At 62.5% G+C, this 15,844-nt stretch carries 12 protein-coding genes; 6 read left to right on the forward strand and 6 right to left on the reverse strand.

Annotated elements, in window-relative coordinates; translation table 11 throughout:
• Window position 1: 1 nt before the first annotated feature.
• The 4 genes from JZ00_RS13850 (at window position 2) to lpxC (ending at window position 4,460) form a co-directional block, all read left to right on the forward strand.
• On the forward strand, window positions 2–868 hold the full coding sequence (locus JZ00_RS13850; RefSeq protein WP_039591547.1) for a cell division protein FtsQ/DivIB: 867 nt from the start codon (window positions 2–4) through the stop codon (window positions 866–868).
• Window positions 869–883: 15 nt separating this feature from the next.
• A complete protein-coding gene (gene ftsA, locus JZ00_RS13855; protein ID WP_003205342.1) occupies window positions 884–2,143 on the forward strand; it encodes a cell division protein FtsA in 1,260 nt (419 codons plus the stop codon).
• A 99-nt stretch (window positions 2,144–2,242) separates the two neighbouring features.
• The gene (gene ftsZ, locus JZ00_RS13860) at window positions 2,243–3,436 is read left to right on the forward strand and encodes a cell division protein FtsZ (protein ID WP_039591546.1); all 1,194 of its coding nucleotides are present in this window, start codon (window positions 2,243–2,245) and stop codon (window positions 3,434–3,436) included.
• 112 nt (window positions 3,437–3,548) lie between these two features.
• Complete coding sequence (lpxC, locus tag JZ00_RS13865) at window positions 3,549–4,460, forward strand: UDP-3-O-acyl-N-acetylglucosamine deacetylase (protein WP_011063304.1); 912 nt, start codon at window positions 3,549–3,551, stop codon at window positions 4,458–4,460.
• 104 nt (window positions 4,461–4,564) lie between these two features.
• On the opposite strand, the gene JZ00_RS13870 is transcribed toward lpxC, so the two are convergent.
• From JZ00_RS13870 to JZ00_RS13890, 5 genes are all read right to left on the reverse strand, one after another.
• Window positions 4,565–6,049, reverse strand: a complete 1,485-nt coding sequence (locus JZ00_RS13870; RefSeq protein WP_039591661.1) for a GGDEF domain-containing protein — start codon at window positions 6,047–6,049, stop codon at window positions 4,565–4,567.
• Window positions 6,050–6,195: 146 nt separating this feature from the next.
• Window positions 6,196–7,563, reverse strand: a complete 1,368-nt coding sequence (locus JZ00_RS13875; protein ID WP_039591545.1) for a heavy metal sensor histidine kinase — start codon at window positions 7,561–7,563, stop codon at window positions 6,196–6,198.
• Window positions 7,550–8,224, reverse strand: a complete 675-nt coding sequence (locus JZ00_RS13880) for a heavy metal response regulator transcription factor (RefSeq protein ID WP_039591544.1) — start codon at window positions 8,222–8,224, stop codon at window positions 7,550–7,552. The genes JZ00_RS13875 and JZ00_RS13880 overlap by 14 nt, the downstream gene beginning before the upstream one ends.
• 9 nt (window positions 8,225–8,233) lie before the next feature.
• The gene (locus JZ00_RS13885) at window positions 8,234–11,344 is read right to left on the reverse strand and encodes a multidrug efflux RND transporter permease subunit (RefSeq protein ID WP_039591543.1); all 3,111 of its coding nucleotides are present in this window, start codon (window positions 11,342–11,344) and stop codon (window positions 8,234–8,236) included.
• A complete protein-coding gene (locus JZ00_RS13890; RefSeq protein ID WP_039591542.1) occupies window positions 11,341–12,498 on the reverse strand; it encodes an efflux RND transporter periplasmic adaptor subunit in 1,158 nt (385 codons plus the stop codon). Before JZ00_RS13890 ends, JZ00_RS13885 begins: the two co-directional genes overlap by 4 nt.
• A gap of 228 nt (window positions 12,499–12,726) precedes the next feature.
• Here JZ00_RS13890 and JZ00_RS13895 point away from each other — a divergent pair, with 228 nt between their 5' ends.
• A complete protein-coding gene (locus tag JZ00_RS13895) occupies window positions 12,727–12,981 on the forward strand; it encodes a hypothetical protein (protein WP_039591541.1) in 255 nt (84 codons plus the stop codon).
• 27 nt (window positions 12,982–13,008) lie between these two features.
• Here the strand turns inward: JZ00_RS13895 and JZ00_RS13900 are convergent, their stop codons facing one another.
• On the reverse strand, window positions 13,009–13,977 hold the full coding sequence (locus JZ00_RS13900) for a LysR family transcriptional regulator (protein ID WP_039591540.1): 969 nt from the start codon (window positions 13,975–13,977) through the stop codon (window positions 13,009–13,011).
• Between the two features lie 300 nt (window positions 13,978–14,277).
• Here JZ00_RS13900 and JZ00_RS13905 point away from each other — a divergent pair, with 300 nt between their 5' ends.
• Window positions 14,278–15,843 (forward strand): efflux transporter outer membrane subunit, encoded by a 1,566-nt coding sequence (locus JZ00_RS13905; RefSeq protein ID WP_045156832.1) that lies wholly within the window; start codon window positions 14,278–14,280, stop codon window positions 15,841–15,843.
• The last annotated feature ends 1 nt before the right edge of the window (window position 15,844 follow it).

Genomic DNA, 15,844 nt, shown 5'->3' on the forward strand with positions numbered 1-15,844 from the left:
CATGCAAGGCGCATCGCTTCGTCATCAGCCATCCGCACCCGGTCGCAAGCCGGTGCCGCGGGGTGCCAGCCGAATGGTGGCCAAGGAGCCGATGTCGGCGCGCTTGCCGAAAGCCAATCTTGGTTTTCTCAAGAGCCTGTTCTGGCCTGTGATGCTGGTGGCGTTGGGGTTCGGTACGTATGAAGGCGCGCAACGGTTGCTGCCTTATGCCGACCGGCCGATTGCCCGGATCAACGTCCAGGGCGACCTGAGCTACATCAGCCAGCAGGCGGTGCAACAGCGGATCGCCCCGTTCGTCGCGTCGAGCTTCTTCACCATCGACCTGGCGGGCATGCGCACGGAGCTGGAGCAGATGCCGTGGATCGCCCACGCCGAAGTACGGCGGGTGTGGCCCGACCAGGTGTCGATTCGCCTGGAAGAACAACTGCCGGTGGCCCGTTGGGGCGACGAGTCGCTGTTGAACAACCAGGGCCAGGCGTTTACGCCACGGGAACTGGCCAATTATGAACATTTGCCACAACTGTTCGGTCCACAGCGGGCCCAGCAGAAAGTGATGCAGCAATATCAGGTGTTGAGCCAGATGCTGCGGCCATTGGGCTTCTCCATCGCGCGCCTGGAACTGCGTGAGCGCGGCAGCTGGTTCCTGACCACTGGCGCGGGCAGCTCGGGACCGGGCATCGAGCTTTTGCTCGGGCGCGGCAACCTGGTGGAAAAGATGCGCCGCTTCATTGCCATCTATGACAAGACGCTCAAAGAACAGATTACGAACATTGCGCGAATCGATCTGCGCTACGCCAACGGCCTGGCTGTTGGCTGGCGGGAACCGGTAGCGCCGACGACGGCCGAACCCGCCGTCGCGAAGAATTAAGAAGAGGCAGGACCCATGGCAAACGTGCAAAGCGGGAAAATGATCGTCGGTCTCGATATCGGCACTTCCAAAGTGGTGGCGCTGGTAGGCGAAGTCGCGGACGACGGCACGCTGGTCATCGTCGGGATCGGTACACACCCGTCCCGCGGCTTGAAAAAAGGCGTGGTGGTGAACATCGAGTCCACCGTGCAATCGATCCAGCGCGCCATCGAAGAGGCGCAACTGATGGCCGGTTGCCGGATTCACTCGGCATTCGTCGGCGTGGCGGGCAATCACATCCGCAGCCTGAATTCCCACGGCATCGTGGCGATTCGTGATCGCGAAGTCAGCTCCGCCGACCTCGAGCGCGTACTCGACGCGGCCCAGGCCGTGGCGATCCCGGCCGACCAGCGTGTGTTGCACACCCTGCCGCAGGACTACGTGATCGATAACCAGGAAGGCGTGCGCGAGCCCCTGGGCATGTCCGGCGTGCGCCTGGAAGCCAAGGTCCACGTGGTGACCTGTGCGGTGAACGCTGCGCAGAACATCGAGAAATGCGTGCGCCGCTGTGGCCTGGAAATCGACGACATCATCCTTGAGCAACTGGCCTCGGCCTACTCGGTGCTGACCGACGACGAGAAAGAGCTGGGCGTTTGCCTGGTGGACATCGGCGGCGGCACCACCGACATCGCGATCTTCACCGAAGGCGCGATTCGCCATACGGCCGTGATCCCGATCGCCGGCGACCAGGTGACCAACGACATCGCCATGGCGTTGCGCACCCCGACCCAGTATGCCGAGGAAATCAAGATCCGCTACGCCTGCGCCCTGGCGAAACTGGCCGGTGCCGGTGAAACCATCAAGGTGCCAAGCGTCGGCGACCGTCCTCCGCGCGAACTGTCGCGCCAGGCCCTGGCCGAAGTGGTCGAGCCGCGCTACGACGAGCTGTTCACGCTGATCCAGGCCGAACTGCGTCGCAGTGGCTACGAAGACCTGATCCCGGCCGGCATCGTGCTGACCGGCGGTACGTCGAAGATGGAAGGCGCGGTCGAGCTGGCCGAGGAGATCTTCCATATGCCGGTGCGCCTGGGCGTGCCCCACGGCGTCAAGGGCCTGGATGACGTGGTCCGCAATCCGATCTATTCCACCGGCGTGGGCCTGTTGATGTACGGCCTGCAGAAGCAATCCGACGGGATTTCGTTCTCGGGGATAGGCAGCCGCGACAGCTACAGCAGCGACGAGCCGAAGGCACCGCTGTTCGAGCGGCTCCAGGCTTGGGTCAAAGGCAACTTCTAAACAGTTTCAAAGCTTCAAGCGGCAAGTTTCAGGCTTGGCGCGGGAAGACGCAGCAAACGCAGTAGGCGAAAAAAACTAGAGAATGTAAGGAGAGGGAACATGTTCGAACTCGTAGACAACATCCCCGCTAGCCCGGTTATCAAGGTAATCGGTGTCGGCGGTGGCGGCGGCAACGCTGTCAACCACATGGTCAAGAGCAACATCGAAGGCGTCGAATTCATCTGCGCCAACACCGATGCTCAAGCGCTGAAAAACATCGGCGCGCGGACCATCCTTCAACTGGGTACCGGCGTGACCAAGGGCCTGGGTGCCGGCGCGAATCCCGAGGTCGGCCGTCAGGCTGCCCTGGAAGATCGCGAGCGCATCGCTGAAGTCCTGGCTGGCACCAACATGGTGTTCATCACCACGGGCATGGGCGGCGGTACCGGTACCGGTGCAGCGCCGATCATTGCCGAAGTGGCCAAGGAAATGGGCATCCTCACCGTTGCGGTGGTGACCCGTCCGTTCCCGTTCGAAGGCCGCAAGCGCATGCAGATCGCCGATGAAGGCATCCGCGCGCTGAGCGAAAGCGTCGACTCGTTGATCACCATCCCCAACGAGAAGCTGCTGACCATCCTTGGAAAAGACGCAAGCCTGCTGTCGGCTTTCGCCAAGGCCGATGACGTGTTGGCCGGTGCCGTTCGCGGTATCTCCGACATCATCAAGCGTCCAGGCATGATCAACGTCGACTTCGCCGACGTGCGCACCGTGATGTCCGAGATGGGCATGGCGATGATGGGCACTGGCTGCGCCAGCGGTCCGAATCGTGCACGCGAAGCCACCGAGGCGGCCATTCGCAACCCGCTGCTGGAAGATGTGAACCTGCAGGGCGCCCGCGGCATCCTGGTGAACATTACCGCCGGTCCGGACTTGTCCCTGGGCGAGTACTCCGACGTGGGTAGCATCATCGAAGCGTTCGCCTCCGACCACGCGATGGTCAAGGTCGGTACCGTGATCGATCCGGACATGCGTGACGAACTGCACGTGACCGTGGTTGCCACTGGCCTGGGCGCGAAAATCGAGAAGCCGATGAAGGTGATCGACAACACCGTGCAGACTGCCATGGCTTCGCAGCCACAGCAGCCGGCTGCCGCTCGTCAGGAAGCGCCTGCGGTCAACTACCGTGACCTGGACCGTCCGACCGTCATGCGCAACCAGGCCCAGGCCGGTGCTGCGACTGCCGCGAAGATGAATCCGCAAGACGATCTGGATTACCTGGACATCCCGGCATTCCTGCGTCGTCAGGCCGATTGATGGAATGTATCAGGGGTATACGGGTGATTGGTGTTCAGCAAAGGTCTGGTCTGCTATCATCGCCAGCCTTTGTTGATACCAGTTCGCAATTTGCGCTGAAGCGGCCCATGCCATGATTAAACAACGCACCCTGAAGAATATTATCCGTGCCACAGGTGTCGGCCTGCACTCCGGCGAGAAGGTCTACCTGACCCTCAAGCCAGCGCCTGTCGACACCGGCATCGTGTTTTGTCGTGCCGACCTCGACCCTGTGGTGCAGATTCCTGCTCGCGCGGAAAACGTTGGTGAAACCACTATGTCGACCACGCTGGTCAACGGTGACGTCAAAGTGGACACGGTGGAGCATTTGCTCTCGGCCATGGCTGGCCTGGGCATCGATAACGCCTACGTCGAGCTCTCCGCGTCCGAAGTCCCGATCATGGATGGCAGTGCCGGACCCTTCGTATTCCTGATTCAATCGGCTGGCCTGGAAGAGCAGGACGCGGCCAAGAAGTTCATCCGCATCCTGCGGGAAGTGACAGTGGAAGACGGCGACAAGCGCGCCACTTTCGTCCCTTTCGATGGTTTCAAGGTGAGCTTCGAGATCGATTTCGATCACCCGGTTTTCCGTGACCGCACACAGAGTGCAAGCGTGGACTTTTCCAGCACTTCGTTCGTAAAAGAAGTCAGTCGCGCCCGCACCTTTGGTTTCATGAGTGACATCGAGTACCTGCGCAAGCACAACCTCGCACTCGGCGGCAGTGTTGAAAACGCGATCGTGGTCGATTCCGATGGCGTGTTGAACGAAGACGGCCTTCGTTATGAAGACGAATTCGTCAAGCACAAGATCCTCGATGCAATCGGTGACCTCTACTTGCTGGGCAATAGCCTGATTGGTGAGTTCAAGGGCTTCAAGTCCGGCCACGCACTGAACAACCAGCTGCTGCGCAAGTTGATTGAGCAGAAAGATGCTTGGGAAGTCGTGACCTTCGAAGACGCCAGCACCGCACCAATCTCTTACATGCGTCCTGTCGCGGCCGTGTAAGCAAAAAACCTCTCTAGTTTTTTAAGGGCTGCCTTCGGGTGGCCCTTTTTTATGCTTGATTTTAAGGAGTGGCAAGAGCTTCATGCCACAGACAGGAGCTTGCTTCACATCGCGCAGACGACCCGATTACGCCCGCTGACCTTGGCCTGGTAAAGGGCCTTGTCGGCGGCGAACAGCAATTCCTCGAGTTCGTTGTAGGGCCCCTGGGCCCAAGTGGCGATGCCGATGCTGACGGTCATCGGCATCTCGCCAGGTATCTGTTCCACGGCTTCGCGAATGTTCTGCGCCATCGTGAACGCACCTGCCGTCGTGGTTTCCGGCAATACCACCGAGAACTCTTCGCCGCCGTAGCGCGCCGCCAGGTCGGCGGGTCGACGAACATGCTCGCCAATCAACTGAGCCAGGCTTCGCAACGCCTCGTCACCCCGTTGATGGCCGAGGCGATCATTGAGCGCCTTGAAATGATCCGCGTCGATCATCAGGACCGACAGCGGTTGCCCGGAGCGCTGGGCGCGTAGCCATTCCAAATGCAGCGAGTGGTCCAGGGTCCGACGATTGGCGAGGCCGGTCAGCGGATCGACGGACGCCAATTGAGCCAGCTCCCGCTCGGCGCTACGGCGGCGTTTCAATTCCCGGCGCAGCAGCCAAGTGAGCCAGAGCAGGCTGATGCACAGCGCACCAGTGGCGCCGCTGACCAGAAGTGCCGTACGTTGCCAGGAGGCGAAGACCTCTTGCGAAGAAAGCGCGACCACCACGATCAACGGCAGGTTACCAACCTGGGAAAAGGTATACAGGCGTTGTGTCTGGTCTACGCTGGAGGTGCCGGTGAAACTCCCATCACCTTCGCGCAGGATGCGTACGAAATTTGGCCGGTTGCTGAAATCCTTGCCGATCATGTCCTCCGCCAGCGGCGGTTCTTGTGCCAGCAGGATGCCGTCGCGGCTGACCAGGTTGACCGTTCCGCCGCGACCGATGTTCAGGCTCTTGAACAGTTGGTTGAAGTAATTCAGCCGCATCGCGGCCTCGGCCACGCCGATGAACTCGCCATGCTCGTCGTTCAAGCGATAACTGAAGCTGATGCGCCAGTCGTGCGGTTCACTCCGGGCGCGGAAAGGGCGGCTGATCATCATGCCCGGGGACGGGTCTTGCAGATGGGATTTGAAGTACTCCCGCTCGGCGTAATTGCCTTTGCGCGGCTGGGCCGAGGCGGAATCGGCAATCACGTCACCGCGCTTGTCGAGCAGCAGTATGTCGCCTTTGTAAGGCGCGGCGGTGGCGCGGTCAAACAAGGCGAGATGACGGATCGCCGGCGATACGTCCTTCAGGTCGTCGCGCTTTGCGGCGGCCATAAGGCCTTGCAATGACAAATCATACAGTTCGACATTGCGCAGCACATCGGCGTCGATCAGTTGCACGATGTTGCTTGCCGCACGCGTTGCAGCCTGCTCGGCACTGGCGTGTTCACGGATCAGCAGGAACGTCACGATACTCAGGATGGCAATCACAGCCAGCGAGCTGGCCAAGACGAGTACCCGTTCCGAGCGTATTGGAAGCGGGGTATTGCCGGGAGTTGCACTGCTCGCGTTCATGGTTCCGATCTGCATTGTCATATGGCTGGGATCCTTCCCATAGGCTGCGCATCCACAACTGCGGATGACTGGCATCAAACAATGCTGGCCTTTTGCAAGATTGTGCTTGGGACACTGAAATTGAGCAATCCACATCGTGGCTTATTTCAAGCCGGCAGACGGATTCCGAAGGTGTTTGCGCCTCGGTCGCTGTGCACGAAAACATCGCCGCCGTGCATCAGCGCAATCGCCTTGACGATGGCCAGGCCCAGCCCATGGTTGGCGCCGCTGTTGCTGCGCGAAGCATCGACGCGATAGAAACGTTCGAACAGGCGCGGCAGATGTTCGCGGTCGATAGGCGTGCCGGGGTTGGTGACGGCGAGGGTGATCTGCTCGCCGATGGCTTCGATGTGTACATCGATTTGTTGGCCGGGTGCAGTGTGCTGCACGGCATTGCTGAGCAGGTTGATCAAGGCCCGGCGAAGGTGGGCAATTTCAATAGTGGCCTGGGCATCGCCGCTGACGCGGACCTGGACCTGGGCGTCTTCCAGGATGAAGTCCAGGTAATCTAGGGTGGTTGCCACTTCGTCGGCCAGGGAAGTCGTGGTCAGCTTGGTGGCCTTGCTGCCCTGGTCGGCGCTGGCCAGGAACAACATGTCGTTGATGATGGAGCGCAAGCGTTCCAACTCTTCGAGGTTCGATTGCAGCACTTCGAAGTAATGCTCTGCCGAGCGGCCCCGGGTCAGCGCCACTTGGGTCTGGCCGATCAGGTTGGTCAGCGGCGAACGCAGTTCATGGGCAACGTCGGCGTTGAACGATTCGAGCCGGGAGTAAGCCTGTTCGACCCGGTCGAGGGTGGCATTGAACGAGCTGACGAACTGGCCGAGTTCCGGTGGCAACGGGGACAATCGCAACCGCCCGGAAAGGCGGGGTGGCGCCAGGCGTTGGGCTTCGTCCGATAACTTGATGAGCGGCTTGAGCCCGATGCGCGCCACCCAGTAACCCAGCAACGAGGCCAGCAGCACACCGACGCAGGCCAGGCTCACCAGCGCCACCAGCAGACGGTGTTGAGTCTGGTAGAACGTCTCGGTATCGATGCCGATCATGAAGCGCAGGGGAGGGCGTTGCTCCTTGGCGGGGAACTGGCTCACCAGCACCTTCATTGGATAGCGCCGGTCGGGCAAGGTCAGGTCGTGCTTGCCCAAGGGGCCTTGGGCGACGGCGCGAATCCGAGGGTCGGGGTTGCCATATTCAAAGCGCGGGTCGCCGCTGACGATCCAGAAATGGATCCGCTTGTCTTCCTCGCCCAGCAACCGCAGCTTGTTATTGATCTTCGCCCAGTGCTCGGGCGTGCCATAACGGCCCACGGTGGATTCGAGCACGCTGTAGCGGGCGTCGAGCTCCGCTTCCGGCAACAGGCCAAGGCCTCTGTCGAGTTGCTGGTACAGGGCACCGCCAATCAGCAGGAACACCAGTGCCGCCACCAGCGTGAACATGCCGCTCAGGCGCAGCGCGATGCTGTTACTCACCTCGATTCTCCAGCACGTATCCCATTCCTCGGATGGTGTGCAGAAGCTTATGGTCGAAAGGACCGTCCAGCTTGGCCCGCAGGCGTTTGATCGCGACTTCGACCACGTTGGCGTCGCTGTCGAAGTTGATGTCCCAGACCATTTCGGCGATGGCGGTCTTCGACAGGATTTCGCCCTGGCGGCGGGCCAGGACGCTGAGCAGCGAAAATTCCTTGGCGGTCAGGTCCAGGCGCTGCCCGGCCCGCGTGGCCTTGCGGCTGATCAGGTCGATCCACAGGTCGGCGATGCTCACCTGCACCGGTTCGTGGCCGCCGCTGCGGCGGGTCAACGCTTGCAGGCGGGCGACCAGTTCGAGGAAGGAAAACGGTTTGCCCAGGTAGTCGTCGGCACCGTCGCGCAGGCCCTTGATACGGTCTTCGACCCGTTCGCGGGCGGTGAGCATGATGACCGGTGTCTGCTTGCGGGCGCGCAGGGCACGCAGCACGCCAAAACCGTCCAGGCCCGGCAGCATGACGTCGAGCACGATCACCGCGTAATCGCTCTCCAGGGCCAGGTGCAGCCCTTCGACGCCGTCCGGCGCCACGTCCACGGTATAACCCTGTTCGGTCAGGCCGCGGTGCAGGTAGTCCGCGGTTTTTTCTTCGTCTTCGATGATCAGAACGCGCATGGCCCGGCCTCAGTCTGCATTCGCCAGCGTCGCCGGCGCAGGGCCGTGCCGGTGGGCGGGTCGATGGAACAGTCGTTCGAGCCACAAGTATATGACCGGTGTGGTGAACAATGTCAGCGCCTGGCTGACGAGCAGGCCTCCGACCACAGCGATGCCCAGCGGCTGGCGCAGCTCCGCGCCGGCGCCATAGCCGAGCATCAGGGGCAGCGCACCGAGCAGGGCGGCAAGGGTGGTCATGATGATGGGACGAAACCGCGTCATACAAGCCTGGAAAATCGCGTCCTGTGGCGTCATCCCGCCGTTTCGCTGGGCGTCGATGGCGAAGTCGATCATCAGGATTCCGTTCTTCTTGACGATACCGATCAGCAGTACCAGGCCGATCAGCGCCATGATCGAGAAGTCCTGGCCCAGCAGCCACAGCATGATCAACGCGCCTAGGCCGGCCGAGGGCAGGGTGGAAATGATGGTCAGCGGATGCACGAAACTCTCGTAGAGAACGCCGAGGATGATATACACCGCCACTAGCGCGGCGAGGATCAGCCACGGCTGGCTTTTCAGTGAACTCTGGAAGGCCTGGGCCGCGCCCTGGAAGGTGCCGGTGATCGCCGCAGGCATGCCGATTTCGTTCTTCGCCTGGTCGAGCAGACGCACCGCATCCCCCAGCGCCACGCCCGGCGCCAGGTTGAACGACAGGTTGGCGGCCGGGAACATGCCGTCATGGGCGATCGACAACGGGCCGTTGGTGGGGGCGTCGAAGCGGGCCAGGGCCGAGAGCGGCACCATTTCCCCGCTCAAGGGCGAGCGCAAGTAGAAATACGCCAGGCTCTCGGCCTTGCCACGTTGCTGGGTGTCGAGTTCGAGAATCACGTTGTACTGGTTGGTCTCGGTCTGGAATTCGTTGATCTGGCGCTGGCCGAACGCGTCGTACAGCGCCTGGTCGACGTCCGTGGCGGTGAGGCCGAAGCGCGCTGCTGCGCTGCGATCGATGTTGATGTGGGTGATGCTGCCGCCCAGTTGCAGGTCGTTGGAGATGTCACGGAACGCCGCAATACTGCGCAACTTGTCAGTGAGCTTTTGCGTCCAGGCGTTGAGGGTCGGCCCATCGTTGCTTTTGAGCACGTACTGGTACTGGGCGCGACTGGGGCCGGAACTGAGGTTGATGTCTTGCCCGGCCCGCAGGTACAGCACGACGCCGGGAATCTTCAGCAACTTGGGGCGGATCCGATCGATGAAGCCGCTGGCCGATACGTCGCGCTCGCCCCGAGGCTTGAGAGATATCCAGAAGCGACCGTTGGCGATGGTCTGGTTGTTGCCCGAGACGCCGACGGAGTGGGAGAAGGTTTGCACCGCCGGGTCGGCGGCGACGATTTCGGCCAGGGCCTTGTGCTTGGCCACCATGTCCGGGAACGACACGTCGGCGGCGGCTTCGCTGGTGCCGAGCACCAGGCCGGTGTCCTGTACCGGGAAGAACCCCTTGGGTATGAACACGTAGCCCACCACGGCGAGCGCCAAGGTCAGGCCGAACACGCCGATCATCAACTTCTGATGGGCGAGGGCCCGAAGCAGGCCCCGTTCATACCAGCCCAACAAGCGCTCGCCGAAACCCGGCCCCGCGTGGGCATGGTGCGTCGGGGCACGCATGAACAAGGCGGCCAGGGTCGGCGCCAGGGTCAAGGACACCACCACCGAGATCAGGATGGTCGAGGTGGCTGTCAACGCAAACTCCTTGAACAGGCGCCCGACCACGCCGCCCATGAACAGGAGCGGGATGAACGCCGCCACCAGCGAGAAGCTGATGGACACCACGGTGAAGCCAATCTCCCCGGCGCCCTTGATTGCCGCCTCGCGCATGCCTTCGCCGGCTTCCAGGTGCCGGTGGATGTTCTCCACCACGACGATGGCGTCGTCCACCACGAACCCCACCGAGATGACGATCGCCACCAGGGTCAGGTTGTTGAGGCTGAAACCCATCACGTACATCAGGGCGAAACTGGCGATCAACGACACCCCGAGTACCGCCGAGACAATCAGGGTCGCCGAGAGCTGGCGCAGGAACAGCGCCATCACCGCCACTACCAGCAGCACCGCGATCAGCAGGGTGATCTCCACTTCATGCAACGAGGCGCGGATGGTCTGGGTGCGATCGATCATCACCTTGACCTGCACCGCGGCGGGGAGCATGGCCTCCAGGGTGGGCAGCGCCGCCTGGATGCGATCGACGGTCTCGACGATGTTCGCGCCCGGTTGGCGGAAAATCACCAGATTGACCCCCGGCTGATCGTCGGACCAGGCCTGGACGTAGGCATTTTCCGAACCGTTGACGACCTTGGCGATGTCCTTGAGATGAACCGGCGCCCCGTCCCGGTAGGCCACGATCAGCTCACCGTATTCCTCTGGCTTGAACAACTGATCGTTGGTGGACAGCGTGGAAATGCTCGACTCGCCGTACAGGGCGCCCTTGGCCAGGTTGAGGCTGGCCTGCTGGAGCGACAGGCGAATATCGGCCAGGGTCAGGCCAATCGCCGCGAGCCGGTCGGCGGAAGCCTGGACCCGGATCGCCGGGCGTTGCTGGCCGGTGATATAGATCTGCCCGACGCCATCGATCTGGCTGATCTGGCGGGCGAGCAGGGTCTCGACGTAGTCGCTCAGTTCGGTGCCGGGCATCATGTCGGAGCTGATGCTCAGGATCAGCACCGGGCTGTCCGCCGGGTTGACCTTGCGCCAGGTCGGCAGGTTCGGCATGTCGTTGGGCAGCTTGCCGGCGGCGGTGTTGATCGCCGCCTGGACTTCCTGGGCGGCGGTGTCGATGCTTTTGTCGAGACTGAACTGCAGGGTCAGGTTGGTCGAGCCCAGCGCGCTGCTGGAAGTCATCTGGGTAATGCCGGGAATGGCGCTGAACTGCACTTCCAGCGGTGTCGCCACCGACGAAGCCATGGTCTCGGGACTGGCACCGGGCAACTGCGCGTTGACCTGGATGGTCGGGAATTCTGCTTCTGGCAAAGGCGCGACAGGCAAGCGGGGGAAGGCGATCAACCCCAGCAGCACCAGGGCGAAGGTCAAAAGGACCGTGGCGATGGGGTGGTCGATGCACCACGCCGATATCCAGCCACGCCCCTTCATGGCTGCGCCTGCCCGGCCTTGGCCACGGCGGGCGGGTCGCCGAGCACCTGGATGCTGGTGCCAGGCTTGAGCCGTGACTGGCCGTCGCTTACCAGTTGGTCACCGGCGTTCACGCCTCTGATGATGTGCTGGTCGCTGTCCTGGTAAACCATTTCCACCGGCACGCTTTCCACCTTGTCGCCCACGACTCGATAGACGAAAGGTTGCTCCAGGCCGCGCTGGACGACAGTCGGCGGGACCACCAGCGCGGCCTTGTCGATGGCGGTCTGGATCTTCAGCGTGACCAACTGCCCCGGCCACAACCGTTGTGCGGCGTTGTTGAATTGGGCCTTGGCCCGCAGGGTTCCGGTGCTGGTATTGACCTGGTTGTCGATGAGGCTGAGTCGTCCTTCGCCGAGCACCTCCCCGGTGGCCCCGTCGGCCCCGATGTACGCCTTGACCAATGCCTGGTCCGGAGCGGCGATCAATCGCTGCAGCGTCGGCAACATTTGTTGCGGCAGGGAAAACTCCACGGCGATCGGATCGATCTGGGTCACGGTGAACAGCCCTTCGGCGTCGCTGGTGCGCAGGAAATTGCCTTCATCCACGTTGCGAATGCCGACACGGCCCGTCACTGGAGAGCGGATCTGGGTGTAGGACAGTTGCACCTGTGCCGAATCGATGGCCGCCTGGTTACCCTGGGCGGTGGCCTTGAGCTGGTTGACCAGCGCCTGTTGCTGGTCGTAGGTCTGCTTGGATACGCCGTCATCGACGCTGAGTGCTTTGTAGCGCTTGAGGTTGACCTGGGCCACCGCCAGTTGTGCCTGGCTTTCGCCGAGTTGGGCGCGGGCCTGGTCGAGGCTGGCGCGGATGGAGCGGTCGTCGATGGTTGCCAGCAGGTCGCCTTTCTTGACCAACTGTCCTTCCTTGACCGTCAGCTTGGTCAGGATGCCGTCGACCTGCGGGCGGATCACCACGCTGTGCAGCGACAGTACCGTGCCGATCCCGCTGGCAAAGCGCGGCACGTCCTTTTCGACCACGCTCACGACCTTGACCGGTACGGCGCCGGCAGCACTGGGCTTGGTGGCGGCAGGCTTCATCGAAAACCACAGGACCAGCGCCCCCAGGACGACCAACAGCGCGACGAGCAGGACGGTTTTTTTCTGAATGTGCATGGATGCGAGGAGCCGGTTCGGGACGGTGGGAATTCTATCTGTCTTATATAGCGTTGCGAGGCGGTCAGGAAGGTGACGGCTAGCTGTCAGGGCTGTCAGTTTCGTCCCGACTTTCCGTCAGACGGAACTTCACAATCGAATCTGCCCCGTGCACCGCGATTTCGGGCAGGTATACTGCTGCGTTTCGCGGCTCACTTACCGAGCCCGGCATACCGCTCGGAGCCTTACATGACTTCCCCGATACCATCGCCCGCGGACGAACGCTTGCAAGGCGAACTGTCTGCCCAGACGGACAGCGATGTTTCCAACGCCGATGATAAGCCTGCGATCCCGGCCTTCAAGTTCCCGTTCAAACCCGGCGAACTGGCAGCCGCCAAGGGTGTTGGGCAGCAGCCCTGGTACAAGAACGGCGCGAAAAACGGCCACACCAAGACCCCGGGCGCGGCGCCTCCCGGCACCCGTCGTTCGATGGGCAAGCGCTGAGATCTCCCTCGGTGCGGGGGCGCGGATTCAGTTCGCGACCCGTGCTCCCGTCAGGCTTCCACTCAGTTCATAGGCCGTCAGTTCGGCCTGGTGCGCCGCCAGGATTTCCGGCAGTGAACCTCGCAGGTACTCGACCCACGTCTTGATCTTCGCATCCAGGTACTGGCGCGACGGGTAGATGGCGTACAGGTTCAATTCCTGGGAGCGGTAGTTGGGCATGACCCGCACCAGCGTGCCGTTGCGCAGCCCCTCGATGGCCGCATAGACCGGCAATACCCCCACGCCCATGCCGCTGATGATGGCGGTCTTCATGGCGTCGGCGGCATTGACCAGGAACGGCGAGCTGTTGATGGTGACCATCTCCTGGCCTTCGGGGCCGTCGAACACCCATTTTTCCAGCGGAATGACCGGGCTGACCAGGCGCAGGCAGGCGTGGTTGAGCAGGTCGGCGGGTTTTTGCGGGCAACCGCTGGCCTTCACGTAGGCGGGCGATGCACAAACGATGCTGTAGGTGATTCCCAGGCGCTGGGAAACGAAGCCTGAATCCGGCAATTCGCTGGCGAGCACGATGGAAACGTCGTAGCCCTCATCGAGGATGTCCGGCACCCGGTTGGCCAGGGTCAGGTCGAAGGTCACGTCCGGATGAGTCTTGCGGTACCGGGCGATGGCATCGATCACGAAATGCTGGCCGATACCGGTCATCGTGTGCACCTTCAACTGCCCGGCCGGGCGCGCATGGGCGTCGCTGGCCTCGGCTTCCGCTTCTTCGACGTATGCCAGGATCTGCTCGCAACGCAGCAAGTAACGCTTGCCCGCCTCGGTCAGGGCGATGCGTCGGGTGGTGCGGTTGAGCAGGCGGGTTTGCAGATGGGCTTCCAGGTTGGAAACCGCACGCGAGACGTTGGCCGTGGTGGTGTCGAGTTGCGCGGCGGCGGCGGTGAAGCTGCCGGCTTCGGCAACACAGCTGAACGCACGCATGTTTTGCAAAGTGTCCATGGAGGGCTCTCTTGGGAGGTGTCAAATTGTGACATGAAGTTACAGCGTGACGGGACCCCGACTTATGGATTATCGCGTTTACGGTAACAAAGATTCGCACAAAGGTCGGCTTATCGCCGTTGGGGGCGGTCCCTAGAATTGCCGCCAGTCCTGGATACCTGTGGAAGCGAGCCTGCTCGCGACGTGGCTTCACATTCGCTCTGGATGTGCCTGCCCGGACGCCTTCGCGAGCTGGCTCGCTCCCATAGGTTTTGCAGTTATCCGCAGACCGTCGTCTTATCTTTCAGGAATATTGCGCCAGTGCCGCGTTGCATCAGCAGAGAGCTGAAGACTCTCAGTGTTTGGGTTTTGACGTTGACCATCAGCGGTTGCATCGGCACGGGAGGGATTGCCCCGCAAGGCAAGGCACTGTCGCCCAACCAATTGGCGACCGACGACGCGATTCGCGAGGCGGCACGCGACGCCCATTGGCCCACCCGGCAATGGTGGAAAGCCTATGGCGACCCGCAATTGGATCGCTGGATCGACTTGGCCGGGCACGACAGCCCAAGCCTGGCCATCGCCGCTGCCCGGGTCCGGCAGGCCAGGGCAATGGCCGGTGTCGCCGAAGCGGCCGAGTCGCTGCAGATCAATGGCGAGTCGACCCTCAAGCGCCACAACTGGCCCACCGATCAGTTCTATGGCCCCGGCGAGTTGGCCGATACCACCACGTGGGACAACAACGCCGCCCTGGGCTTGAGCTACGCCTTGGACATCTGGGGGCGTGAGCGCAATGCCAGTGAGCAAGCCGTCGACCTGGCCCATGTCAGCGTTGCCGAGGCGCGCCAGGCGCAGTTGGAGTTGCAGAACAACATCGTGCGCGCCTATATCCAGTTTTCGCTGCACTACGCCCAGCGCGATATCGTCGCTGCGACGCTAGGTCAGCAGGAGCAGATCCTCGAACTCGCCCGCAAGCGCCTGGACGGTGGCATCGGCACGCACTTGGAAGTCAGCCAGGCCCAGGCACCGCTGCCCGAAACCCACCGTCAACTCGACGCCCTCGATGAAGCCATCGCACTGAGCCGCAACCAGTTGGCCGCGCTGGCGGGCAAGGGACCGGGCGACGGCGCGGGCCTGCGACGTCCCACCCTGGCCTTGGGCGCCCCCCTGAAGTTGCCTTCCACGCTGCCCGCCGAACTGCTCGGCCAGCGCCCGGATGTAGTTGCCGGACGTTGGCGGGTGGCGGCCCAGGCCCGCGGCATCGATGTCGCCCGAGCGGGTTTTTATCCCAACGTCGATCTGGTGGGCAGCCTGGGCTACATGGCCACCGGCGGTGGGGCGCTGGAGTTCCTGACCGGCAAGAAGCTCACCTACAACGTCGGCCCGGCGATCTCGCTGCCGATCTTCGACGGCGGCCGCCTGCGTTCGCAATTGGGCGAGGCGGCTGCCGGTTACGATATCGCCGTGGCGCATTACAACCAGACCTTGGTGAACGCGCTCAAGCACATCTCCGACCAGTTGATCCGCCGCGAGTCGATGGACAAGCAACAGGTCTTCGCCGCCGAATCGGTGGCCGCCGCCCAGCGCACCTATGACATAGCGCTGGTGGCGTTCCAGCGTGGCCTGACGGACTACCTCAGCGTACTGAACGCCCAGAGCCTGTTGTTCAAGCAACAACAGGTGCAACGGCAGGTCGAGGCGGCGCGCTTGAGTGCCCATGCCGATCTGGTGACGGCGTTGGGTGGCGGGCTCGAGGCGGGTAGCGACATGCCTTTGGCACGCGATATCTCGTGGCCAGGGAGCCTGCTCCCGTCGGACTGCACAGCAGTCCCTTCAGGTCGGTGCTGCACACCCAAGCGGGAGCAAGCTCCCTCGCCACGATGCTGAG

The organism is Pseudomonas frederiksbergensis (assembly GCF_000802155.2).
Lineage (GTDB): Bacteria > Pseudomonadota > Gammaproteobacteria > Pseudomonadales > Pseudomonadaceae > Aquipseudomonas > Aquipseudomonas frederiksbergensis_A.

What these genes read in the sequence shown, in the direction of transcription:
- JZ00_RS13850 (WP_039591547.1), top strand. Translation starts at nt 2, where the DNA reads ATGCAAGGCGCATCGCTTCGTCATCAGCCATCCGCACCCGGTCGCAAG.
- ftsA (WP_003205342.1), top strand. Translation starts at nt 884, where the DNA reads ATGGCAAACGTGCAAAGCGGGAAAATGATCGTCGGTCTCGATATCGGC.
- ftsZ (WP_039591546.1), top strand. Translation starts at nt 2,243, where the DNA reads ATGTTCGAACTCGTAGACAACATCCCCGCTAGCCCGGTTATCAAGGTA.
- lpxC (WP_011063304.1), top strand. Translation starts at nt 3,549, where the DNA reads ATGATTAAACAACGCACCCTGAAGAATATTATCCGTGCCACAGGTGTC.
- JZ00_RS13870 (WP_039591661.1), bottom strand. Translation starts at nt 6,049, where the DNA reads ATGAACGCGAGCAGTGCAACTCCCGGCAATACCCCGCTTCCAATACGC.
- JZ00_RS13880 (WP_039591544.1), bottom strand. Translation starts at nt 8,224, where the DNA reads ATGCGCGTTCTGATCATCGAAGACGAAGAAAAAACCGCGGACTACCTG.
- JZ00_RS13885 (WP_039591543.1), bottom strand. Translation starts at nt 11,344, where the DNA reads ATGAAGGGGCGTGGCTGGATATCGGCGTGGTGCATCGACCACCCCATC.
- JZ00_RS13890 (WP_039591542.1), bottom strand. Translation starts at nt 12,498, where the DNA reads ATGCACATTCAGAAAAAAACCGTCCTGCTCGTCGCGCTGTTGGTCGTC.
- JZ00_RS13895 (WP_039591541.1), top strand. Translation starts at nt 12,727, where the DNA reads ATGACTTCCCCGATACCATCGCCCGCGGACGAACGCTTGCAAGGCGAA.
- JZ00_RS13900 (WP_039591540.1), bottom strand. Translation starts at nt 13,977, where the DNA reads ATGGACACTTTGCAAAACATGCGTGCGTTCAGCTGTGTTGCCGAAGCC.